The organism is Pseudoalteromonas sp. D15MCD-2, assembly GCF_038562745.1.
Taxonomy (GTDB): Bacteria; Pseudomonadota; Gammaproteobacteria; order Enterobacterales; family Alteromonadaceae; genus Pseudoalteromonas.
In genome coordinates this window covers 3,558,335-3,577,996 of the sequence record NZ_JBCFQE010000001.1, presented here as the reverse complement: position 1 = coordinate 3,577,996, position 19,662 = coordinate 3,558,335, and the positions used below count along the sequence as shown (strand labels likewise).

25 protein-coding genes and 2 tRNA genes are annotated in these 19,662 nt (G+C 41.6%); 8 read left to right on the top strand and 19 right to left on the bottom strand.

What is annotated here, in order from left to right; genetic code table 11:
- The first annotated feature begins 53 nt into the window (after window positions 1–53).
- The gene (locus AADY36_RS16480; protein ID WP_054554683.1) at window positions 54–239 is read left to right on the top strand and encodes a hypothetical protein; all 186 of its coding nucleotides are present in this window, start codon (window positions 54–56) and stop codon (window positions 237–239) included.
- Here AADY36_RS16480 and AADY36_RS16475 read toward each other — a convergent pair.
- From AADY36_RS16475 to AADY36_RS16455, 5 genes are all read right to left on the bottom strand, one after another.
- On the bottom strand, window positions 232–633 hold the full coding sequence (locus AADY36_RS16475; protein ID WP_342409243.1) for a hypothetical protein: 402 nt from the start codon (window positions 631–633) through the stop codon (window positions 232–234). The genes AADY36_RS16480 and AADY36_RS16475 overlap by 8 nt on opposite strands.
- A 13-nt stretch (window positions 634–646) precedes the next feature.
- Entirely contained in the window at window positions 647–1,132 is a 486-nt protein-coding gene (locus AADY36_RS16470; RefSeq protein WP_062566274.1) for a hypothetical protein, read from the bottom strand.
- A gap of 149 nt (window positions 1,133–1,281) precedes the next feature.
- Entirely contained in the window at window positions 1,282–2,658 is a 1,377-nt protein-coding gene (locus AADY36_RS16465) for a class II fumarate hydratase (protein WP_055022357.1), read from the bottom strand.
- 8 nt (window positions 2,659–2,666) lie between these two features.
- Entirely contained in the window at window positions 2,667–2,993 is a 327-nt protein-coding gene (locus tag AADY36_RS16460) for a hypothetical protein (protein ID WP_058585360.1), read from the bottom strand.
- Between the two features lie 145 nt (window positions 2,994–3,138).
- Window positions 3,139–3,333: a hypothetical protein gene (locus tag AADY36_RS16455; protein ID WP_054554610.1), complete on the bottom strand. Its 195-nt coding sequence runs from the start codon at window positions 3,331–3,333 to the stop codon at window positions 3,139–3,141.
- A gap of 183 nt (window positions 3,334–3,516) precedes the next feature.
- Here AADY36_RS16455 and AADY36_RS16450 point away from each other — a divergent pair, with 183 nt between their 5' ends.
- Complete coding sequence (locus AADY36_RS16450; protein ID WP_239964006.1) at window positions 3,517–4,107, top strand: DUF938 domain-containing protein; 591 nt, start codon at window positions 3,517–3,519, stop codon at window positions 4,105–4,107.
- On the opposite strand, the gene AADY36_RS16445 is transcribed toward AADY36_RS16450, so the two are convergent.
- From AADY36_RS16445 to AADY36_RS16435, 3 genes are all read right to left on the bottom strand, one after another.
- The gene (locus AADY36_RS16445; RefSeq protein WP_239964005.1) at window positions 4,084–5,223 is read right to left on the bottom strand and encodes a GNAT family N-acetyltransferase; all 1,140 of its coding nucleotides are present in this window, start codon (window positions 5,221–5,223) and stop codon (window positions 4,084–4,086) included. The two genes, AADY36_RS16450 and AADY36_RS16445, sit on opposite strands and share 24 nt — an antisense overlap.
- Window positions 5,220–6,587, bottom strand: a complete 1,368-nt coding sequence (locus tag AADY36_RS16440; protein ID WP_239964004.1) for an alpha/beta hydrolase — start codon at window positions 6,585–6,587, stop codon at window positions 5,220–5,222. The genes AADY36_RS16445 and AADY36_RS16440 overlap by 4 nt, the downstream gene beginning before the upstream one ends.
- Before the next feature lie 68 nt (window positions 6,588–6,655).
- Entirely contained in the window at window positions 6,656–7,117 is a 462-nt protein-coding gene (locus tag AADY36_RS16435; RefSeq protein WP_054563719.1) for an Lrp/AsnC family transcriptional regulator, read from the bottom strand.
- Between the two features lie 113 nt (window positions 7,118–7,230).
- Between AADY36_RS16435 and AADY36_RS16430 the strand changes: the two genes are divergently transcribed.
- Window positions 7,231–8,400, top strand: coding sequence for a PrnB family protein (locus tag AADY36_RS16430; RefSeq protein WP_054563718.1), 1,170 nt, complete (start codon window positions 7,231–7,233; stop codon window positions 8,398–8,400).
- On the top strand, window positions 8,400–9,518 hold the full coding sequence (locus AADY36_RS16425) for an aminotransferase class V-fold PLP-dependent enzyme (RefSeq protein WP_239964003.1): 1,119 nt from the start codon (window positions 8,400–8,402) through the stop codon (window positions 9,516–9,518). The genes AADY36_RS16430 and AADY36_RS16425 overlap by 1 nt, the downstream gene beginning before the upstream one ends.
- On the opposite strand, the gene AADY36_RS16420 is transcribed toward AADY36_RS16425, so the two are convergent.
- The 5 genes from AADY36_RS16420 to AADY36_RS16400 all read right to left on the bottom strand — a co-directional run bounded on the left by AADY36_RS16420 (window position 9,490) and on the right by AADY36_RS16400 (window position 11,537).
- On the bottom strand, window positions 9,490–10,254 hold the full coding sequence (locus AADY36_RS16420; RefSeq protein WP_239964002.1) for an MBL fold metallo-hydrolase: 765 nt from the start codon (window positions 10,252–10,254) through the stop codon (window positions 9,490–9,492). The two genes, AADY36_RS16425 and AADY36_RS16420, sit on opposite strands and share 29 nt — an antisense overlap.
- A 69-nt stretch (window positions 10,255–10,323) precedes the next feature.
- Window positions 10,324–10,896 carry a DUF4124 domain-containing protein gene (locus AADY36_RS16415; protein ID WP_342409242.1) on the bottom strand — a complete coding sequence of 191 codons (573 nt, stop codon included), beginning with the start codon at window positions 10,894–10,896 and terminating at the stop codon, window positions 10,324–10,326.
- 36 nt (window positions 10,897–10,932) lie between these two features.
- Window positions 10,933–11,025, bottom strand: a tRNA-Ser gene (locus tag AADY36_RS16410).
- 53 nt (window positions 11,026–11,078) lie between these two features.
- A tRNA-Ser gene (locus AADY36_RS16405) sits at window positions 11,079–11,169 on the bottom strand.
- Between the two features lie 227 nt (window positions 11,170–11,396).
- Window positions 11,397–11,537, bottom strand: coding sequence for a hypothetical protein (locus tag AADY36_RS16400; protein ID WP_166341396.1), 141 nt, complete (start codon window positions 11,535–11,537; stop codon window positions 11,397–11,399).
- A gap of 324 nt (window positions 11,538–11,861) precedes the next feature.
- On the opposite strand from AADY36_RS16400, the gene AADY36_RS16395 reads away from it, so the two are divergent.
- Complete coding sequence (locus tag AADY36_RS16395) at window positions 11,862–12,710, top strand: diacylglycerol/lipid kinase family protein (RefSeq protein ID WP_342409241.1); 849 nt, start codon at window positions 11,862–11,864, stop codon at window positions 12,708–12,710.
- A 53-nt stretch (window positions 12,711–12,763) separates the two neighbouring features.
- Here the strand turns inward: AADY36_RS16395 and AADY36_RS16390 are convergent, their stop codons facing one another.
- Window positions 12,764–13,693, bottom strand: a complete 930-nt coding sequence (locus AADY36_RS16390) for a DMT family transporter (RefSeq protein ID WP_342409240.1) — start codon at window positions 13,691–13,693, stop codon at window positions 12,764–12,766.
- 101 nt (window positions 13,694–13,794) lie between these two features.
- Between AADY36_RS16390 and AADY36_RS16385 the strand changes: the two genes are divergently transcribed.
- Window positions 13,795–15,237: an aminotransferase-like domain-containing protein gene (locus tag AADY36_RS16385; protein WP_239964694.1), complete on the top strand. Its 1,443-nt coding sequence runs from the start codon at window positions 13,795–13,797 to the stop codon at window positions 15,235–15,237.
- Between the two features lie 66 nt (window positions 15,238–15,303).
- Here AADY36_RS16385 and AADY36_RS16380 read toward each other — a convergent pair whose 3' ends face one another.
- Entirely contained in the window at window positions 15,304–16,104 is an 801-nt protein-coding gene (locus AADY36_RS16380) for a YggN family protein (RefSeq protein ID WP_054563710.1), read from the bottom strand.
- A 391-nt stretch (window positions 16,105–16,495) separates the two neighbouring features.
- Between AADY36_RS16380 and AADY36_RS16375 the strand changes: the two genes are divergently transcribed.
- The gene (locus tag AADY36_RS16375; protein ID WP_082389337.1) at window positions 16,496–16,684 is read left to right on the top strand and encodes a PA3496 family putative envelope integrity protein; all 189 of its coding nucleotides are present in this window, start codon (window positions 16,496–16,498) and stop codon (window positions 16,682–16,684) included.
- A 52-nt stretch (window positions 16,685–16,736) separates the two neighbouring features.
- Here the strand turns inward: AADY36_RS16375 and AADY36_RS16370 are convergent, their stop codons facing one another.
- The 3 genes from AADY36_RS16370 to AADY36_RS16360 all read right to left on the bottom strand — a co-directional run bounded on the left by AADY36_RS16370 (window position 16,737) and on the right by AADY36_RS16360 (window position 18,342).
- A complete protein-coding gene (locus tag AADY36_RS16370; protein WP_054563709.1) occupies window positions 16,737–17,219 on the bottom strand; it encodes a glutathione peroxidase in 483 nt (160 codons plus the stop codon).
- A 107-nt stretch (window positions 17,220–17,326) separates the two neighbouring features.
- Window positions 17,327–17,626 (bottom strand): AzlD domain-containing protein, encoded by a 300-nt coding sequence (locus tag AADY36_RS16365; RefSeq protein ID WP_063529256.1) that lies wholly within the window; start codon window positions 17,624–17,626, stop codon window positions 17,327–17,329.
- Window positions 17,623–18,342 carry an AzlC family ABC transporter permease gene (locus AADY36_RS16360; RefSeq protein ID WP_342409239.1) on the bottom strand — a complete coding sequence of 240 codons (720 nt, stop codon included), beginning with the start codon at window positions 18,340–18,342 and terminating at the stop codon, window positions 17,623–17,625. Before AADY36_RS16360 ends, AADY36_RS16365 begins: the two co-directional genes overlap by 4 nt.
- 125 nt (window positions 18,343–18,467) lie before the next feature.
- Here AADY36_RS16360 and AADY36_RS16355 point away from each other — a divergent pair, with 125 nt between their 5' ends.
- Window positions 18,468–19,118: a cytochrome b/b6 domain-containing protein gene (locus tag AADY36_RS16355; RefSeq protein ID WP_342409238.1), complete on the top strand. Its 651-nt coding sequence runs from the start codon at window positions 18,468–18,470 to the stop codon at window positions 19,116–19,118.
- A gap of 57 nt (window positions 19,119–19,175) precedes the next feature.
- Here the strand turns inward: AADY36_RS16355 and AADY36_RS16350 are convergent, their stop codons facing one another.
- Entirely contained in the window at window positions 19,176–19,628 is a 453-nt protein-coding gene (locus AADY36_RS16350) for a c-type cytochrome (RefSeq protein ID WP_058585373.1), read from the bottom strand.
- Window positions 19,629–19,662 lie beyond the last annotated feature (34 nt).

Here is a 19,662-nt window from a genome sequence, read left to right as displayed (position 1 = left end):
ACTTCTTTAAGCCCTTACACTGAGGCTAGATGTTTTAAAGAAGTGGCATGACTGTGGATATTATTTTACTTGCGTATTTAGTTATTTTTGCATTATTTGGCACTGCAGCAAGTTACTTTGTTCGCTACATTTATGCTTACTGGGTGCATAATACAATGCAGGTTAAGTACATATATAAGGCCGGGATTTGTATCATCAGCGTGGTGATAGTATCCGGCCTTATTGCATTATTTACTTAATCTCGATTGCTTGGCACTGCTGTGAAATACACAGCGATTGTATAGGCAGAACTGGTGAGCAACCGTTAACAGTTAATGCTTGATCAGATGACTTCTCAGCCGCTGTAATTCGCTCTGCAAGTTGCTCTGCTTGCTCTTGTGTATTGTTTAACGTTGAATAAACCACATAGCGACTTGGCCCACCACATGCCCGCTCACCAACTTCTAACACTTTACATTGAAAGCTCGCGGTACAGCTATTATTGCTAACGATATCGTTCAGCTGATCGTTTAAATCACCTAAATCAACGCGCGCAGAACTACCCGACGTTGTTGTTTCGCAACCGCTTAAAGCAATGCTTGCTAACACAGTTGTGGTGATGAAAAGTTTCTTGAAAGTCGATGAACGAACCATTATTGCTTATTCCTTAGTATACACTTGCCGCTGAGCCTTCGATTCTAACACAAGTATTCTCAGAACACTGCGCACCTGGTGCGGTTAGATGCTGACAAATACTCATCATGTCGTTTGCTGCGTTAAATTGCTTTTCAAGGGCGGTGATATCTTTTGCAAGCTTTTCAACCTCAGCAGTGTCAGCTGTTTTGGTTGAATAAACAATAAAGCTACTTGGGCCGCCACAAGCACGACTACCAACAGGTAATACTTTACATTGGGTGCTGTTGTCACAGCTTGGATCATCGATTAATTGTTTAAGTTGCTCATGGGCAGAGCTAATAGTGGCTTTATCTGGGGCTGCTTTGGTCACTTCCTCAGCGTTTTTTATTTCAACGGCTTTTGGTGCCTCGACAAGTTTATTGCTGGTTGCCGTTGATTCGGCTTGCTCATTAGTTGCAGCGTCCGAGCACGCAGTTAATAACACAGGAAATAAAATTGCCAATAGTGGATAGCGCATAACATACCTAAAAATCGTTGAATAAGTACTCACTATCATACACATTGCTCAAAGTGGAGCAATAAAAACGTTAGCTTTCAGTAAGTAGCTCTGTATTCACAGAGCTACAATAAGATAAAAGTTTTACAGCTATCTGCAATAAATAGGTATTACAAACCACCTTGGGTTAGTTTGGCTGGGTTCAGTAACTCGCTCAGTTCTTCGCGCGAAATATCCGTATGCTCAGCAGCAACATCAATAATAGGGCGACCTTCTTGATAAGCTAATTTGGCAATTTTTGCGGCTTTGCTATAGCCGATCACCGGATTAAGTGCAGTAACCAGAATTGGGTTTTTAGCGAGCGCTTTATCAACATTGCTTTGGTTTACTTTAAAGCTGGCAATCGCTTTATCTGCCAGTGCTTCACTGCTATTTGCTAAAAGTTCGATACTTTGCAAAATGTTTAGGGCAATCACAGGTAGCATTACATTGAGCTCAAAGTTACCGGCTTGACCAGCCACTGTAATGGTCGCGTCATTGCCAATTACTTGTGCGCTGACCATAGCCGCCGCTTCAGGGATCACAGGGTTTACTTTACCCGGCATAATTGATGAACCTGGCTGTAGAGCTTCAAGTTCAATTTCACCAAGACCTGCAAGTGGGCCAGAGTTCATCCAGCGCAAGTCATTGGCTATTTTCATTTGTGCTACAGCAAGTACCTTTAGCTGGCCTGAGAGCGCAACAATGGCGTCTTGTGAGCCTATGTTATAAAAGAAGTTTTTGCTTGGGCTAAAGCGAATACCTACATTCTCACTCAAGTGTTGGCAAAACTCACCGGCAAATGCTGGATCGGCATTTATGCCGGTACCAACTGCTGTGCCACCTTGTGCAAGTTCACAAACTCGCTCAAGAGCTTGGCGAATGCCTGCCATTGCATGATCCACTTGTAACTGCCATGCAGCCAGTGTTTGTGAAAAACTCACAGGCATTGCATCCATTAAATGTGTGCGACCGGTTTTCACAATATGGCCCACTTCGGCTTGTTTGCTTTGTAGGCTTTGACTGAGTTTATCGAGTTTAGGAAACAGCTCATAAATGATGTTAATAGCGCTACTTACAGCAATCGCAGTGGGGATCACATCATTTGAGCTTTGTCCCATGTTCACATCATCGTTGGGGTGAATGGTTTCCCCTGCAAATTGGCTCGCCAGCGTTGCAATGACTTCATTGGCATTCATATTTGAGCTAGTGCCAGAGCCTGTCTGAAATACATCAACAGGAAACTCTGAAAAATGTTTACCGTCGATGACCTCTTGGCATGCTTGCTCAATAGCTTTAGCTTTACCTTGACTCAAATGGCCTAAAGCAGCATTACTTTGCGCGGCAGCTTGCTTAATGTAGGCGAGGGCGGTGATAAATTGCTTAGGCATGGCTAAGCCACTAATTTTGAAGTTATTGATAGCGCGTTGCGTTTGAGCTTGATACAACGCATTGGCAGGGACTTGTAGTTCACCCATGCTATCTGATTCGGTTCTAAATTGGCTCATAAACACTCCTAAATCGGGTTAAATTCTTGGCTGAGAAGACACGCTTCTCGCTCCAAACTGAAATACTTTTCAATACAGTTATGAGTTTTGTAGTAACGCTTTAGCGCAAGTTGCGGTTTATAAAGCTGAGCCAAACATTGTTTACGAATTGCATTATGCACTAATGAATCACACATCTTTTCAAGTAGTTCATGAAAGGTGCGTCTTAGATACAGCTCTTGCAAAATAAAGTTGTGATGCTTTTCGTAATAGCGTGCAATGTTTAAACCCGCTTCAACATAGTTCGCAACAAGTGCAGGGGCATGTAGCCCAGGTCTTTGGCAAACACATTTCATTTGCCGCTGATAATGGAGCATAGCATTGTGAGAGTGCATAGAAAAACCGATTAACTGTAATGATAATTGTTATCATTACAGTTAATCGGTTTTAGTGCAAGTCTTATGAAATGAAGCTAAGACTGAATGGATTAACTGTGTGTGATTAATTGTAGCCGAGAATAAAAATCTGGTCTGTTTCATGTTTTTTCGGCGCCTGTACATTTTCTTTGTTACATTGAGAAAGAAGATCGATCACGGTTGCTCTGTCGTCACAACTTGTTAAGGCGGCTTTTTCGCTTTCAGCACGTTCGCTGGCTGCAAGTGCTGCATCTACAGCGGTGTAGGGTGAGATATACATAATATTGCTCCTATTGATTAATTCACTTAAGAAATAGCATAAGCTGTACCAATATTGATTAATAAATTTAACTTGTTGAAAATAATGGGTTTATATTTTTAACTAATAAATTCACCGCGACTTTATTATTTATTTTTGCTTTACTGTTGTGCACTAATTACCAAACATGGTGCACTAATTTGTATGGATAAACCCTTCTCTCAAGCCTGTGAAAACAACAAATTACCTATTTTAAACGTATTAGAAGCGTTCTTTTCTGATGTGACGGATGTATTAGAAGTCGGCTCAGGTACTGGGCAACATAGTGTGCATTTTGCAACGCATTTAGCACATTTGCAGTGGCATTGCAGTGATCGCGAGGTTAATCACCCAGGGATTTTACAATGGCATCAAGAAGCTGCATTAACTAACTTGCATGCGCCACTGACACTCGACCTTAATGATCCTTGGCCGGTTGAAACTGTGAATGCCATTTTCACCGCGAACACAATGCACATTATTAGCTGGCCACTGGTGGAGCGCTTTTTCCAAGGTGTAGCAAAGCACTTAGCGCCAAAAGGTAAGCTGTGTATTTATGGACCATTTAAGTACCAAGGTAAGTTTACCAGTGCTAGTAATGCCGAATTCGATGCTTTTTTAAAACAGCGAGATGCAAATAGTGCGATTCGTGATTTTGAAGCGATTTGCCAACTTGCAGAGCAAGCTGGCTTAACCTTGGTTGAAGATGTGCAAATGCCAGCGAATAACCAATTATTGCTGTTTAAAAGGCAGTAAGCTTTCGCAATGGGCTTTATAGAGCGCCATATGTTGGCGTTCTCTAGTAATAAAATCGCTAATGGCAGCTGCAAAATCACCGTGCTGAATATGATGCAGTGAATAGGTAGATACGGGTTTAAAACCGCGACTTATTTTATGCTCACCTTGCGCGCCAGAATGGAACTGTTTAAGTTTGTTGGCAATGCAGTATTCAATACCTTGATAATAGCAAAGCTCAAAGTGCAAACTATCGAGCTCATAGTTCGTTCCCCAGTAACGACCATACAAACAGTTCTGATCTTTAAAACTGAGAGTGGCGGCAATCACCTCTCCTTGATATTTAGCGAACATTAGCACCAGTTTGTCGGCCATGCTTTGCTGCAATAACTCGAAAAAGGCGGTATTCAAATAACCATTGTGGCCTGAGCGCTTTAAATAGGTTTGGCGGTAAAAATGACTAAATTGCTGCATGTGCTGTTTGCTGATGTCAGCACCTTCGATCCATTCTACGGCTATCTGCTGTTCAGTTATTTTAGCGCGTTCTTTTTTGAGCGATTTACGCTTTCTTGCGGTGAGTGAAGCTAAAAAATCCTCAAAGCAATTATAGCCTTCATTAAACCACTGAAACTGCACGCCATGACGTTGCATTACGGTATCGCTAGTTAATGCAGTCGCTTGTTGCTGGTGGCAAAAATTTATATGCCAACCTGACCAGCCTAACTGCGCTGCTGTTGCTGTGAGTACATGCTGAGTGTAAGCATAGACTTCAGTGGGGTTATTGTGATTTATACTAATTCTTTGCCCAGCAATAGGTGTGAATGGTACGCCACACAGCCATTTGGGATAATACTCTAAGCCATGTTGTTGATAGGCTTCAGCCCAAGCCCAGTCAAATACATATTCACCATAAGAGTGGTATTTTAGATACCCGGGTAGTAAGGCAATGACCTGTTCTTGCTGGTAAATTGCTAGGTGCATAGGTTGCCAGCCCGACTCTTCACTCACACATCCTGTTTGTTCTAAAGCCGCTAAAAAAGCGTGATCAGTAAAGGGCGTATCATCAAAAAATGATTGCCAAAGAGTGGCATCAATCTCGCTTATTTGATTAAACCAGCGGTGGCTAAACTCACTCATTGTTTAGCCGATTCAATATCTTTGATGAAACCGTTGATATGCATAGCAAGCTTATCGAAATAAGGGTTAAACGTGAGTCGTGCAAAGGGTTTGTGCGCTTGTAAATTTTCGGCTGTGCGTTCACCCATCACAACGTCTTTTTGGTATTTGCAGGCTGTATAAAGCTTATCGTCATCTAAGTAGCTTCCGCAATTGCGATACAATGCTGTGCGACCGTAGTAAGGGTTGCTGGGTTTATTAACAATACCAATATGTGACATTCCTTTGATTTTTTTACAGTCATCGGTGTCGCAGTCATCACGAATTATTTGGTAATCAGCTGGAAAGCTGGCGGGAATATTATCGTCATCACCATAGTATACAAGCCGATCAAGCTGGTTATTCTTGCGTGTTTTTGGGTCGTGTAGCTTAGTTAAAATTTTAAAGGTCGCTTGGTTATCTATTGTGGTGTCAACATCACTAAAGGTGCTAAATATCGCTACATTAGGGAGTTGGCGATGACGTAGTTCATCAAGGCTAATACGGCTCATTGCTTCGTGACTAGCTGAGGCTGCACTAAATGGAAACGACTCATACTTGGCAAAATCAAGGTCCGCATCTTTATCAATCCAATTCACAAATGGAATCGCATCAACCCATTTCGCCAGCCAACCGTTTTTATTGTGTGGCTCGCTTGCGGGTGAAAACAACATAGCAGCAGTAATCTTATTATCGACCGGGCCTTGAGTTAAGTAATCAATAACCAGTGCAGCACCGGTTGAGTAGCCCCCTAATATCACCTGATCAAAATCTTTTAATGTGCGCTCAATGGCATACACGCTAGCCTTTTGCCAATCATCGGCATCGATGTCTCTAAGTGCTGCAGGAGCGGTACCATGCCCAGGTAGTAAAATTGTGCGTACCGTATACCCTTGTTGATAATACACTTGTGCAAGGTCGTGATAGGTAAAGGGTGAGTCGGTTAAACCGTGGATCAAGAGCACTGCTTTACGGCTATTGGCCTGTTTAAGTTCAAATGGGCTTATTAAATCGGCAACAGTCGCGTTAGCTGGTCGAGCGCCTTGTGCAACAAGCTGCTGATAGGTGTCTGTGTAAACAGGGCATGGCAAATTAGCGCGCGGGTTTTCGCTACTAATTTGCAGGTAAGCAGCGGTTAAATAGTCACTAAATGCTTGCTCGATATTATAGCTAAAGGTGCTATGGGTGCGTGGTAATGGCTCTCTAAACAGTCCTTCGCGCTTACTTTTCATCATCAGTTCTTGGTCTTCAAGCTGAGCAAGGCAGGTTTGTTGCTGTGCCATTAATGAGCTGCTAAATAGCCCACTGATGGCCCAAGAGATAGCAACTAAGTTGATGAATTTCATATTTTAAGCATCCTTTTAAAGCCTATTTTTAGCTTATCGAGTTATGTTTTATTTGCAAGCAAGGTGCGTCAAGCGAGCGGTAAATGACGCTTAGTGAACGCTTGTTTTAAGACCACTGTCGATTCGATGTTAGCAATACAATCAATACTACCTAATTTATGTTTCACAAAGCTTTCATAGCTTTCTAAATCAGCGGCAACGATCTTCAGCAGGTAATCATAACTGCCTGAAATAACAGAACACTCAAGTACATGGTCAAGCTTCTCAACCTGCTGTTCAAATTGCTCAGCAGCGGTAACAGAGTTCTGGTTTAAGCGAACAAAGGCATACACAGACACATTTAAATCAACTGCTTTAGGATTGATGGCAGCATGGTAACCACTGATCACATTTGCTGATTCGAGCTTTTTAATGCGGCGTAGGCAAGGGGTATCGGACAGGCTAACCGAGTGTGCCAGCTCTGAGACAGAAGTTCTCGCATTATCCTGTAAAGCATTAAGTAATTGTTGGTCTTTTTTATCTAATTTCATTTTTATTTGAGTGATTTTCACTAATCTAGATGGATTCTAGTCTATATTTTGGCGATTAGCACTCATTGAACTCTGTTAACATTATCGCAATATAATTATTTTGGAGTGAGCCTGTGACTGAGAACACTAAGGCATTTGATAGCTGGCTTCGCACCCGTTTTGTTGAGATCAACAGCGAATTAGAAAAACTATATTGGCAACAAGACGATAAAGCGAATGTAGAGGGTGTCGGTGAGCACCTTAAGCGTCAATTAGAGCAAGAGGGTAATGAGCATATTCGTGCCTTACTGGCAGAGGGTAATACAGATGAAGGCTTTGATAATGCCTTTGACTTATTAGGTAATGTTGGCTTGTATATGGCGGCATGCCGTCGACATGAGATCACTGAGCCTTCTCGTGAAACAAGCTCACCGCTTGTTGAAGCTTCAGCGTTGGCAATGCACATTGGTGCATCTATTGGCGTAACCCCACGTTTTGCAACGGCACATTTAACCACCCACAATAAAGCGGTTGATGGTTTGTATAAGCGCTTTACAGATCTTGAAGATGAGAAAATCTTTATTGATTACAATACCAAGGGCATTTTAGCGTATAAGCGCGCGGCAGATGCTTTATTAAAAATTCAGCCGTTAGGGATATCACACCCTATCGCAGCAGATTTACTCGCAGTGGCAAAACAAGCATTGCTTGATGTGATTGAGTCGAATAATACGTTATACAACAAGCTCGATACAGACCGCTTTTTCTATTGTGTACGCCCGTATTACAAGCCGTATCGAGTAGGTAAAGAGGTATATCGTGGCGCGAATGCTGGTGATTTTGCGGGCATTAATGTTATCGATTTACTGCTTGGTCTTTGTTTTGCTAATGAACCTAGCTACTCGCAAATGCTGGTGGATAAATTCTTGTATATGATGCCTGAAGATCAGCAGATCCTGCGTGAAAGTATGCGTATGACAAGCATTATGGATGACTTTTTAGCGGCAGAAGCTGAGCGCGATAGCGAATGGTTACAAACTAACTTAAAGCTGTTCATTCAAGTGTGTAAACTGCATGGTGATACTGCCATTGGCCACCATAATCAGTTGGTCAGTAAATACATCGCGCAGCCTTCACAGCAAATGCAGCAACAACATATGGATAAAGTCACAGCCAGTGGGCCGCCTTTGCATGTGTTACTTAACTCACTAGAGCAGTTACGTGATCGTCGTGCGGCAGCAAAAAGGGACGATATTCGAACTCGGTTTGATGATTTAACTAAGTTAAAACAGTGGATTAAGTAATGAGTAAAGACGATTTTGTAATTCCACAAGGCAGCTATTTGCTTAACCACTCTGTGGGGCGACCCTTAAAATCTGCTGAGCAGCATTTTCATCAGCAGTTTTTTGCTGCTTGGCAAAATGAAAATAAAGAACCATGGCAACAGTGGTTGCAAGGTGTTGAGGCATTTACGAGTAGTCTCGCTAAATTATTTAACTCGCATAGTGAGTTATTTTGCCCACAAGTTAACTTATCGAGTGGTTTAACCAAGCTGTTGATGTCGCACCCGCGACTTCAACAAGAAAATTGCAAAGTATTGATGGCCGAAAGTGACTTTCCAAGTATGGGTTTTGCGATGCAAAAAGCCCTACCGGAAAGTGCTGAAATCGTGTTTATAGGTAAGCATGAAGACCTAACCGATGCGCAGATTTGGCAGTCATATTTAGCGAAAAATGATATTGATTTAGTCTTTATTAGCCATGTTTATTCAAACACGGGTCAGCAAGCGCCTATTCATGAAATTATAAATATCGCGAAACAACACAACACATTGAGCTTACTAGATGTTGCGCAGTCTGCGGGCATTTTAGAGGTCGACTTAACTAAGCTTGATGCCGACTTTATGTTGGGCTCGAGTGTAAAATGGTTATGTGGTGGCCCTGGTGCTGCTTATTTATGGGTTAGCAGCAAGCAGCTTTCACTTTGTCAGCCACAAGATGTTGGTTGGTTTTCTCATCAAAATCCGTTTGAGTTTGATATTAAGCACTTTGCTTATCATCAAACCGCATTGCGCTTTTGGGGCGGTACCCCTTCAGTTGCACCTTATATTTTGGCTTCGCATAGTATTAATTACTTTGCTGATCTTGGTATTGAGAAAGTACGTGCTCATAACTTAGCAATGCTCGCGCAGTTTCATGATCAATTAGCTGATTATATGCACTCACCAATACAGGCTGACAAATGCTCTGGTACGGCTATTATGCATTTTGGCGAGCAACAAGCGGCTGTTAAAGCTGCGCTTATTGCAGCGAATATTGCGGTTGATGAACGTCACTTAGGCTTAAGAGTCTCTGCTCATATTTATAATGATCAGCAGGATATAGATACTTTTATCACGACTGTGAAAAGCGCTTTAAATTAAGTGCTTGTCGAGCCTTTGCTTTGACTGAACGCCAATGCGTCATTGGTTTTTCTGGGACCAGCGCTAAAATTTGCTCAAAGTCGATGTCATCAATACTGACTTCATTGCTGTGGGCAAACATAATCCGTTTTGGTTGTAGCGCTTTTAGCATCAACAAAGAGCTTAAATACAGCTTTGGGTAAAAAACAGGAAAGGGTGGCACAAGCTGCCCTTTTACTTTTACTAGTAAATCAGCAATGTAAATTCGCTCGCTAGGAATATGATACAGGCTAATATCTCGGTCAGTGTGACCTGGGCTATGTAGTGCTTGCCAATCGTCAAAGCCGGGTAGGGTTGCATCAGTAGCAAGGTAATAATCTGCATCTAGATGGCGGCTGTACCAAAGGTTGTGGCGTTTTTTATTTAACCTACCTGCGACCCACCAAGCCAAAGCGATATCGGTTAAATGCATTAAGAAACCATCAATGCCTCTATACCATTGACCTGGAGCATTCGACGTCGCTATTTTGCCGCCACTTAACTTTCTTAGTGCATGCGCTCCACCGGCATGATCTGGGTGCATATGGGTGACTACAATCAGTTTTAAGTCAGTGATGGGGCGCTTTAGTTGTTCGGTAATATAGTCAAATACGGTATTCACATCAGCACGGCAACACCCATCAAGCAGCATCAATTTATCTGGATATTCAACTAAATAGATATTTTGAATATAACCTTCGAGCGTGTGAATGTGCAAATCAATTGACCCCTAAACTAAATCAGCAAATGTTGTTATATCATGTCTGACCAGTTTTAGTAAGTTAAGCTAATTGGATTGCGTGCCTCGCTCTTTGAGCTGCTTTTTGTTTTCTTCTAACTGTGCTACCTGTTTTTCGAGGATGCTGATTTGGCTCTTATAGTAAGCGTTAATACGCTCACTTTGTTTACTGATAGCATCATCAATAGACGCTGCGCCTAATCTGTTTGCGGCATCTTGCGTCATATTATTGAGTTTATCGATGCGCTCACTTTGTTGTTTTTGTAGTTCTTTAATTTCGAGCTGAAGGCGCTCTATTTCACGATCGGCTTTTTGAATTTTTAAATAATCTTCAACACTTAAGTCGGCAGGTTTTTTTGGCTTTTGCGGCTGCTCTGTAGCTGGTGTTTGGCTACTTGCTGGTGGCGGTGCAATTTTCACGATTACTGCATCTTTTCCACAAGGTTTCTCCGTAAAAGTAGCAACCCCGTCAATCATGCACTTATAAATAGTGGCTTGACTGTTGGCGCTGGCAAATAGGGCAAGAGTAAAAAATGCAAAACGAATCATGGCATCACTTTGTGTAGCAAATAGATACTTAGCATGCATGAAATATAATGAAGTGTGCAAGTTTTCGGGCATAAAAAAACCGCTAAAAAGCGGTTTTTAACAATAAAATGGTGGAGAAGGAGGGATTCGAACCCTCGATAGAGCTACAAACCCTATACTCCCTTAGCAGGGGAGCGCCTTCGGCCACTCGGCCACCTCTCCAGCGCATAATTCTGATTGTAATTTGCTGAAATAAATCAACAAATAAAAATAAGTGGTGGAGAGATAGGGATTTGAACCCTAGAGGGGCTACAAACCCCTGCCGGTTTTCAAGACCGGTGCATTCGACCACTCTGCCATCTCTCCACATCGTGATGCGAGAATAATACTTAGCTGAATCGGCTGTGTAAATAGGAAAAAGTTTGTTTGCTTGTTTTTTGAGCGTAAAGAGGGGGTTTTTTGTAAAAAGGTTTAATTAATTGCTGTTTTTAACTTAAAAGAAAGGGGTTGGAGCAGTAAACGGAGGAGCTAAAGAAGGATCTTCGTTAGTGGTTGGGTGTTTACTGCACCGATAAAGTAACCATGGTTGGGGATTACTTGTGTTGTACTGCGCCGCCAAGAGCTAACTTTTTGCCGTAGCGATTTAGTTTTGCCAACATTTTTGCTTTGCGGTTTGTTGGTTTTACGGCAACATGAGTTGCAGCGTTTTGGTTTAATGTATTAATTGGGTTCATTACTTTGCTCCGGGTTGTGTTTGGTTGAAAACGTGAGTATTTTGCAATCAAACTGGACAAAAATAAAACGATAAAAATTGAGTCTGTCGGATAACTTTTTCTAATCCAAAAGCCTTTTATTAACATGGGGTTAAGTTTTTGTCTAAGTGATATCTTGCATGCTTATGCAGTTTCTTTAACGCTGAAGTATAGGTAAATAAAGGTTTTTAATTTTTATTATTTTTATTTATGCGTTTTTAGAGTGAGAAAGTGACTATTTATTCAGATTAATATAATTTGAACGAGTGTGGTGTTTTTGCCGTGCAAGAAAAGAAGTAACCGTTGATGTTGATAATAATAAAGCCAAGTGACAAAAAAAATCATAAAAACAGTGTTGATTGGCTACTAAAAGAATGTAAAAAAAGACAGATTGAGCCTGAATTGTATTTAACCACAGGCAAGTTTGAGAATGATTGCGCTGATATAGCGCTTTTGGCTAAAAACCAAACTCAAGTTGTGGTGATTGGTGGTGATGGGACGCTGCATTTAGCTGTTAATGCATTAATGTCGAGTCGCTGTTCTATCGCGTTAATTCCGGCAGGCACAGGAAATGATTTTGCTCGTGGCTTTGCGTGTAAACAACAAGCTTGGTATGACGCTGTTTTTAATAGCCGTACAGAGTTAATCGATGTTGGACAAATCAATCAGCGCTATTTTATTAATGTGGCGGGAATAGGTTTTGACGCTGAAGTCGTGACTCAACTAAATAAAGCCGGAAGTTTTAGCTCGTTTGGCTACACTTGGCAGGGCATCAAGCAGCTATTTTCATTTAAGGCACAGTCACTTCAGGGTGAGTTTAATGGTAAAGCACTCAGCTACAGTAATTTAGCGACGATTTTTGCTAATCATTATTACTTTGGTGGTGGCTTAAAGATTGCCCCTCGGGCAAAGTTAAATGATGGTCAGCTTGATTGCTACTGCATGCCTGCTGGCGGTTTGTTGAAAAACCTGATCAGCTTTTTGTATTTACTGCTCGTAAAGCATCATGGTTTGCAAGCGCTAGAATATACCCAGTTAACAACTGCAGAGGTCACCACGAAAGGGTTGGCTATAGAAGCCGATGGTGAGCTTGTTGGTTTTACTCCGGCTAAAGTTAAGATTCACAAACAAGCACTTCGTTTTCATATGCCATAAAAAAGCACCGGCAAATTTGCCGGCGCTTGTTGTTAGAGGCGACATAGTCACTTCTAACTGGGGACGGAGCTTTTTTGCTGTAGGTTACGTGCAGCAAAAAATGCTTTAATTTGTCGAGTAGGAGTCAGCACGATAGCATTACCGAATAACACCAAGCTAAATCCCATAAAGGTATTCGCTTGCCATTCAAATCCTTCAAATAAAGTACTTAACACCACTGCAACCAGTGGGAATAACACGATCACATAGCTTGCGCGCTCAGGGCCGATGTTTTTAAGTAGCGCGAAGTAACAAGCAAATGCGATTACGGTGCCAAACACTGCTAAGTAGAAAAGCGATACCCAATAGCTACTTGGGGCGTTCAACGTGAGCTCAACGTCGCTTACTAAAACATAAGCAGCTAGACCTAAAGCGCTGTATAACATACCCCAGGCATTGCCTTGAAGTACGCGAATATTACGCTGAGAGTTTCGAACGCTGACCATATTTCCCAATGAAGCCACAAAGGTTCCAGATAGCGCAAGTAGTAACCCGACCAACGCACCATTACTCAAGTCGAATTGCTGAATTTGTGGCCAAAATAAGCTGGCAATACCCATTACGCCGAGTAGAGCGCCAAAGTAAATTCGTTTCGCAATTGGCTTTGCGAAGAACAAGCGGGTGTTAATAATGTTCATCAATAGCAACATCGAAAACGCTATTGAGGCCATTGCTGAGGTGAGATAGTTCTGCGCCCAATACAGCACTAAATAATTTAAACCAAAGTTAAATAAGGCTAATAAAGCAAAAAATCCGTGATCACGCAGTGAATAATGCATAGGTAGCTTTTTCATGAGCACAAAGGCCCACATTAAAATAGCTGCAATGGCAAAGCGGTAAAATAAAGAGACCTCAACAGCGACATCACCTAGTTGAAACTCAATAGCTAGCCAAGTCGATCCCCAGATCAGTACTGTAGCAAGGTAGAGAGCGGCGCTTTTCATAGTTAGTACCCAAAAATTGAAAGTATGTTCATTTTAATCCTCTTCTGTATACTTAACATATACAGAAAACTAGAAATGCAACCTATACAGTTTGGTGGGCTATGTCACAAGTTATCAGTCGTAGTAACAGTGAGTTCTTATATCAACAAGTTATTCAGCTAGTTAGAGATCTTTGCTTGCAAGGCTCGTTATTACCGGGTGAAAAGTTACCTTCGCTCAGAAAAATGGCAGACAAGCTCAATATTAGTATTCCTACTGTAAAACAGGCGTATCAATTACTTGAAGGGCAAGGATTGATTGAAGCAAGAGAAAAGTCAGGGTACTTTTTAAAGTCTTCACAGTTAAATCAGTCACGACCAAAGCGAGTTAGGCTCAGTCGAGAACCTACCACAGTCAATAAGCAAGGCTTAATAGAGCAAGTTTATGGTGCCATCCATAAGGCTAATGTGGTGCCATTTGGTATCGCTAACCCTGTAGCCGCAGCACCGACAGATAAAGCACTGGCACGAACAATGCGCCGAGTAATGACATTAGCGGGCGCATCGGCAATTAATTACGGCCCGATGGATGGCTTTGCACCACTTAAAAAACAACTCATTCATCGCTATCTGGATTTTGGCATTGGGGTTGATAGCGATGAATTAGTGATCACCAATGGTGCTCAAGAAGCGTTGGCGATTGCCCTTAAGTGTGTCGCTAAACCCGGTGATGTTATTGCTATCGAGTCGCCTTGTTATTTTGGCATTATCGAATTAATTGAAAGCTTAGGCTTAAAGGCGCTGGAAATACCGCTGTGCCCCGATGAAGGAATATGGCTAGATGATTTGGCTCAAGCACTCGATGAGCATGATATAAAAGCCTGTGTGTTTTCAACCTCATTAAATAATCCTGTTGGCAGTTTTATGCCTGATGCCAAGCGTGAGCAATTAGTGGCACTTTTAGAGCAGCGTGACGTGGTGCTTATTGAGGATGATGTTTATGGTGACTTACATTTTACAGCTAAGCGTGCCACTCCTGCACAAGCTTATTCAAAAAAGGGCTTAGTGATCACCTGCGCGTCGTTTTCAAAAACAGCCGCACCTAGTTACCGCATTGGTTGGATCATTGCTGGTAAGTTTGCAGAGCAAGCAAGACGACACAAACGCGCGCTTAGTTGCTCCGCGCCACTTATAAACCAGTGGACCTTGTATGAGTTTATAGCTAGCGGTGAGTACGACCGTAACATTCGTTTGCTTAGACAGCGCTTAAGTACCAACAAAGAGCGTATGATTTGGTGCCTGCAGCAATATATGCCAAGTTGTGCGCGTATTAGTAATCCGCAGGGTGGCTGTGTTATCTGGGTTGACCTTGGTAGCCAATATGATGCGGTAAAGTTATTCCATTTGGCACTTGAGGCGGGGATCAGTATTACTCCAGGGTTGATATTCTCAGCGGGTAAAAAGTACCGTAGCTGTTTTCGTTTAAGTTATGGCTTGCCTTGGTCTGAAAACTTAGAGCAGGCGATTAAAACGTTATCGCAGCTGACTGTGCTGGCCAAAAAATAAAAAAGCGCAGAGCAAGCTCTGCGCGAAAGGACCAAGTGTTTTGGTTCAGGGATGTTAATTAGTCAATTACTCTGCATTCTGTTTGAAAGTAAATAGTTGATACTCTTTTAGCTCTGGTACTAGAACCACTAGCTCTTGCTCTTTATGAGCGATATCAGCAAAGCTGCCGCATAATGCATCTGCACGCTCTTCAAGTTGAGCTGCCTGTGTTTCTACACGCGCTTCGATTTGTGCGCCCATGTTTTCCATACGTTGCTCAAACTCATCCATGTCGCCACCTGAACCTAAAAGTTCAGAGCCTAGCGCCACTAAAATACTGCCCATCGATTGCATCATGGCTGACTCGACAGCCGATTCGATTTGCTCATCGAATTGGTCTTCAAAGTTTTGGCCAAATTTTTCGAAATTTTGCTGACCCATGGTGAACGCACCTTGCTGATAGAAAGCGTTTTGTACTTCTACGCTGATATCGTCCATTAATTCTGAAATGTCGCTTAGGCCATCAATATTGAAAGCATTTGAGACTTCTTCGATGGCTACACCAGCTATTTTTACACCATCAAGTGCGATATTTGCTACTTCAGGAAGTTGGCTGCGTAAGCTGTCTGAGTAATCTGCAATTGCTTGCTGTTGTGAAGCATCAAGCGACACGCTTTGACCATCGATATATAAAGTGTGTTGATCGATGATTTTCATAGTGCGATTATCGGCTGTGTATACTTCTAACTCGCTTGGTGTAATGCGTACATCATTTATAAATTCAACATCACACTGCTCACCGCTGAATGAAATATTTGTATCATTATCGTTATGAGCCATTGCGCCGGTAGCGATAAATAAAGAACTTACTAACAATAACTTTTTCATTTTTTTCTTTCCTGTTTGAAATGACACAAATACATAATCAAATTGAATGCCAAAATTTATAAATTCAATTAATTCAATGTCTTGTTGTGTTTTTATGGTTTTTTAAAAATAGCGGGGAATAATTTTTTAACCATTTTTTAGTCAAATTAACTAAAAAATACACATGCATAAATGACTTTTATCGAAACGATAAAAAACTCTCACTTTTCAGAAATCAAATTTAGCGCTATTTATTCACAATATTGACATATGACCTATTTAGCATGGGTGTATGGCTTTATTTTGGTGGTTTTTTAGATACTAAATTACTACTGAGCTTTTTAATCTTTGCCAATTCATCGAGCAAATTTTAATCTCAAGAATTGGTCTCAAACACTTTATGGAGTGGGTTGTGGGTAAGACATTTAGTTATGACGCGCTAGATGACGATTTTGTTGAAGACGAGTACGAAATGGTCGGGCGTAATCAACACGACAAGAAAAAGCAACGCGTAAAGAAGAAGTTGGAAGACTATCTTGAACAAAAACGCTTGCGCAGAAACTTAGGCGATGACGACTTTGACGAGTACTTGAACGACTAAGCATAAATTTAGATAAAGAGGCAATTTGCCTCTTTATTGCTTTTAGGCTTTGTTATTTGCCCAGTGCAGCTGCGATGTCTGACTCGAGCTGTTCAGGTTTTGTCAGTGGCGCATATCGCTTAATGGCCTTGCCATCTTTACCAATTAAAAATTTGGTGAAGTTCCATTTTATTTTGCGGGTGATAAATCCCGGTAACTCTGATTTTAGGTATCTAAAAACAGGGTGAGCATGTTCGCCATTCACATCGACTTTGCTCATCATTAAAAAGCTAACGCCATAGTTAATTAGGCAGCCTTCTTTAATTTCCTTCGCATCCCCAGGCTCTTGTTTACCAAACTGGTTACATGGAAAGCCAATTATTACTAAGCCTTGCTCATGATACTTTTCATGCAGTGCTTGTAAGCCTTCATATTGTGGAGTGAAACCGCATTTACTTGCTGTATTTACAACAAGTACGACCTTGTTTTCAAAATCAGAAAAGTCAACGGTTTGGCCTTGTAGGCTGGTGGCAGAAAGTTGGTGAAATTCGCTCATAATGATAACTTTTTATTATTGTTGCATTGATTCTAACTTGCTTGGCATCTTTCTAAAAGGGTGAATTTTAATCAATGGTTTTTCTTACTTGGCGTTAAGCATCGCAGCTAACTTAAAATTATAAACAATCCCATCCCTGCCAGTGTTGTGTAGTATATGTTATGTGTTTTATAGGCCACGATAACAGACACAACAGCAGCGCTTAGATAGGGATTTTGCCAATCTAGATTTATCCCTTCGTCATTAATAAACACAATGGGCACCCAAATTGCGGTGAGTACGGCTGGGGCGCTAAAACTTAAAAATTGCTGCATTTTCGGACCGACTTTGAATGGTAATGCGCGGTGCAAAAATAAGTAACGTGTGAAGAAGGTAATACACGCCATTAATAAAATGGTGATCATCATAGCGTATGCTCCTCTTTTGCTTGCCAGCGACTAATTAGATAACCAACCGTCATAGCGATAAGAGCCGCGGTGACAAGCCAAAGTTGAAAGCCCTGACTTTTTAATAGTGTTGCTACAACGCCTGCGGTGATCACTGTAGCCAGTGTTGCAAGGTTCTTTACACCCGGAATAACTAAAGCAATAAACGTGGCAGCGATGGCAAAATCAAGACCTAGGTGTGTTAAATCGGGAAGTAAGCTTCCTGCGACAATACCAAGGAGGGTCCAGATATTCCAGGCAATATAAAAACTAAAGCCGGCACTTAGCGCGTAAATAAGGCGCACTTTTGTGCGGTAGGCTTTGTGATGATGCGAAAAAGCAAATAATTCATCTGTTAGTACAAAACTCACTGGCAGTCGCCAACGAAAGGGTTGATCTATTACTTTGTGGCGAATAGCTAAACCATATAAAAAGTGCCGTGAGCTAATAATGAGTGTGGTAAATAAAATAGTTAAAAGCGGCGTGTTTCCTGCCATTAATTCAATCGCAACGAGCTGTGCTGAGCCTGCAAATACCAATAACGACATAGCTTGTGTTTCTAAAGCACTGAAGCCATTTTGAACTGCTAACGAGCCACATAAAATTCCCCAAGGTAACACCGCAAGGCATAAGGGGAGCATGTCGAAAAATCCTTTAAGCAAGGCTCTTGTTGTTGATTTATGCATCTTATCGCTCATGTTTGTTGTTATGGCTCAGATCAAAACAGCTGAAATAGAGGTGTGTCAAAATAACTGAAGTTTGCAATAATGTATAGCCGAGCCTGTTGCTGAAATCATTAGCGTCTTTTAAAGGGAAAGTTACAATGTCTAAAGTTAAAGTATGGGATGGCTTTATAAGAAGCTTCCATTGGTTATTAGTTGCGGCCATCGCAACCCTCTATTTTAGTGCTGAAGAAGGTATGTTGGAGCTGCACTTTGCTGCAGGCTACTTCACTCTAGCGCTTATTATTACACGTCTTGTTTGGGGCATTATTGGTAGTAAAACGGCAAAGCTGTCTGCGCTGATTCATTCACCTGTTGCTGCAATTAAGTCATTTACAAGCAATGAACATAAGGCGGGTCATGGCGCGGCGGGTAGTTATATGGTGATAGCCTTTTTTGCGTTACTTATCGTACAGTTAACCTCTGGCTTAATGACCAGTGACGATATCTTAACGGATGGTCCACTCGTCGAGCATGTATCCTCAGATACCGTAGAGTTTGCCGGTTGGTTACATCATTTAAACTTTGACATTTTGTTGTATGCCATTGTGTTGCATGTATTGGCGATTGTGATTTACCGCATTAAAGGAAAAAACTTAGTGAAACCTATGCTAACGGGCAGTAGCGACCAAGTTGCGGTTACTGAGCCTGTTACAAAATCGCCGTTGATAGCTTTTGTTATTTTTGCAGTGTGCTTAGTGGTGCTATTTACGACTTGGGGTGCAGAGCCGCTCAGCTATTTGCTTGGGTAGGTAATTCAAGACATTAAAAAAGGCGCTAATAAGCGCCTTTTTAGTTCAAATTTTTAACTAGTCTTTGAAAGACTTATGGCAATCTTTACAGCCTTTAGCCCATGCGCCAAATGCTTTGCCAATTACTTTTTTATCGCCGCTTTGTGCTGCAACTGCTAGCTCATCTGCATATTGTTGGAAAGCAACTGCTTTTTTCATAAAGGTTTCGTTGTCGCTCCATACAGCTGCAAGTGCAGATGTATCACCCTTGTCAGAACCCGCTACGAAAGCTTCCCAAGGCATTTTAGATAATGCCGCTGCATTGTCGGCACGCTTTTGAAAACGTTCTGCATCAAAAGGTACTTTTCCTTTTAGCATATCGCCCATGTCACCAATTTGTACGCGGATCATTGAAAATGCTGCTTGACGATACTCGATTGCATCGCTTGGCTCTTCAAATACAGAATTTGCTGATGCGCCAAGTGCCATTGTAGATAGCATTGCACCCACTACTAATTGTTTTAATTTCATTCCTTTTGCCCCTTAAGATGTCATAAAAGTAAAC

What these genes read in the sequence shown, in the direction of transcription:
- AADY36_RS16425 (WP_239964003.1), top strand. Translation starts at nt 8,400, where the DNA reads ATGAGTAAAGACGATTTTGTAATTCCACAAGGCAGCTATTTGCTTAAC.
- AADY36_RS16395 (WP_342409241.1), top strand. Translation starts at nt 11,862, where the DNA reads ATGTTGATAATAATAAAGCCAAGTGACAAAAAAAATCATAAAAACAGT.
- AADY36_RS16360 (WP_342409239.1), bottom strand. Translation starts at nt 18,342, where the DNA reads ATGAGCGATAAGATGCATAAATCAACAACAAGAGCCTTGCTTAAAGGA.
- AADY36_RS16475 (WP_342409243.1), bottom strand. Translation starts at nt 633, where the DNA reads ATGGTTCGTTCATCGACTTTCAAGAAACTTTTCATCACCACAACTGTG.
- AADY36_RS16465 (WP_055022357.1), bottom strand. Translation starts at nt 2,658, where the DNA reads ATGAGCCAATTTAGAACCGAATCAGATAGCATGGGTGAACTACAAGTC.
- AADY36_RS16390 (WP_342409240.1), bottom strand. Translation starts at nt 13,693, where the DNA reads ATGAAAAGCGCCGCTCTCTACCTTGCTACAGTACTGATCTGGGGATCG.
- AADY36_RS16470 (WP_062566274.1), bottom strand. Translation starts at nt 1,132, where the DNA reads ATGCGCTATCCACTATTGGCAATTTTATTTCCTGTGTTATTAACTGCG.
- AADY36_RS16415 (WP_342409242.1), bottom strand. Translation starts at nt 10,896, where the DNA reads ATGCCCGAAAACTTGCACACTTCATTATATTTCATGCATGCTAAGTAT.
- AADY36_RS16365 (WP_063529256.1), bottom strand. Translation starts at nt 17,626, where the DNA reads ATGATGATCACCATTTTATTAATGGCGTGTATTACCTTCTTCACACGT.
- AADY36_RS16350 (WP_058585373.1), bottom strand. Translation starts at nt 19,628, where the DNA reads ATGAAATTAAAACAATTAGTAGTGGGTGCAATGCTATCTACAATGGCA.
- AADY36_RS16435 (WP_054563719.1), bottom strand. Translation starts at nt 7,117, where the DNA reads ATGAAATTAGATAAAAAAGACCAACAATTACTTAATGCTTTACAGGAT.
- AADY36_RS16450 (WP_239964006.1), top strand. Translation starts at nt 3,517, where the DNA reads ATGGATAAACCCTTCTCTCAAGCCTGTGAAAACAACAAATTACCTATT.
- AADY36_RS16380 (WP_054563710.1), bottom strand. Translation starts at nt 16,104, where the DNA reads ATGAAAAAGTTATTGTTAGTAAGTTCTTTATTTATCGCTACCGGCGCA.
- AADY36_RS16440 (WP_239964004.1), bottom strand. Translation starts at nt 6,587, where the DNA reads ATGAAATTCATCAACTTAGTTGCTATCTCTTGGGCCATCAGTGGGCTA.
- AADY36_RS16355 (WP_342409238.1), top strand. Translation starts at nt 18,468, where the DNA reads ATGTCTAAAGTTAAAGTATGGGATGGCTTTATAAGAAGCTTCCATTGG.
- AADY36_RS16460 (WP_058585360.1), bottom strand. Translation starts at nt 2,993, where the DNA reads ATGAAATGTGTTTGCCAAAGACCTGGGCTACATGCCCCTGCACTTGTT.
- AADY36_RS16370 (WP_054563709.1), bottom strand. Translation starts at nt 17,219, where the DNA reads ATGAGCGAATTTCACCAACTTTCTGCCACCAGCCTACAAGGCCAAACC.
- AADY36_RS16455 (WP_054554610.1), bottom strand. Translation starts at nt 3,333, where the DNA reads ATGTATATCTCACCCTACACCGCTGTAGATGCAGCACTTGCAGCCAGC.
- AADY36_RS16385 (WP_239964694.1), top strand. Translation starts at nt 13,795, where the DNA reads ATGTCACAAGTTATCAGTCGTAGTAACAGTGAGTTCTTATATCAACAA.
- AADY36_RS16400 (WP_166341396.1), bottom strand. Translation starts at nt 11,537, where the DNA reads ATGAACCCAATTAATACATTAAACCAAAACGCTGCAACTCATGTTGCC.
- AADY36_RS16445 (WP_239964005.1), bottom strand. Translation starts at nt 5,223, where the DNA reads ATGAGTGAGTTTAGCCACCGCTGGTTTAATCAAATAAGCGAGATTGAT.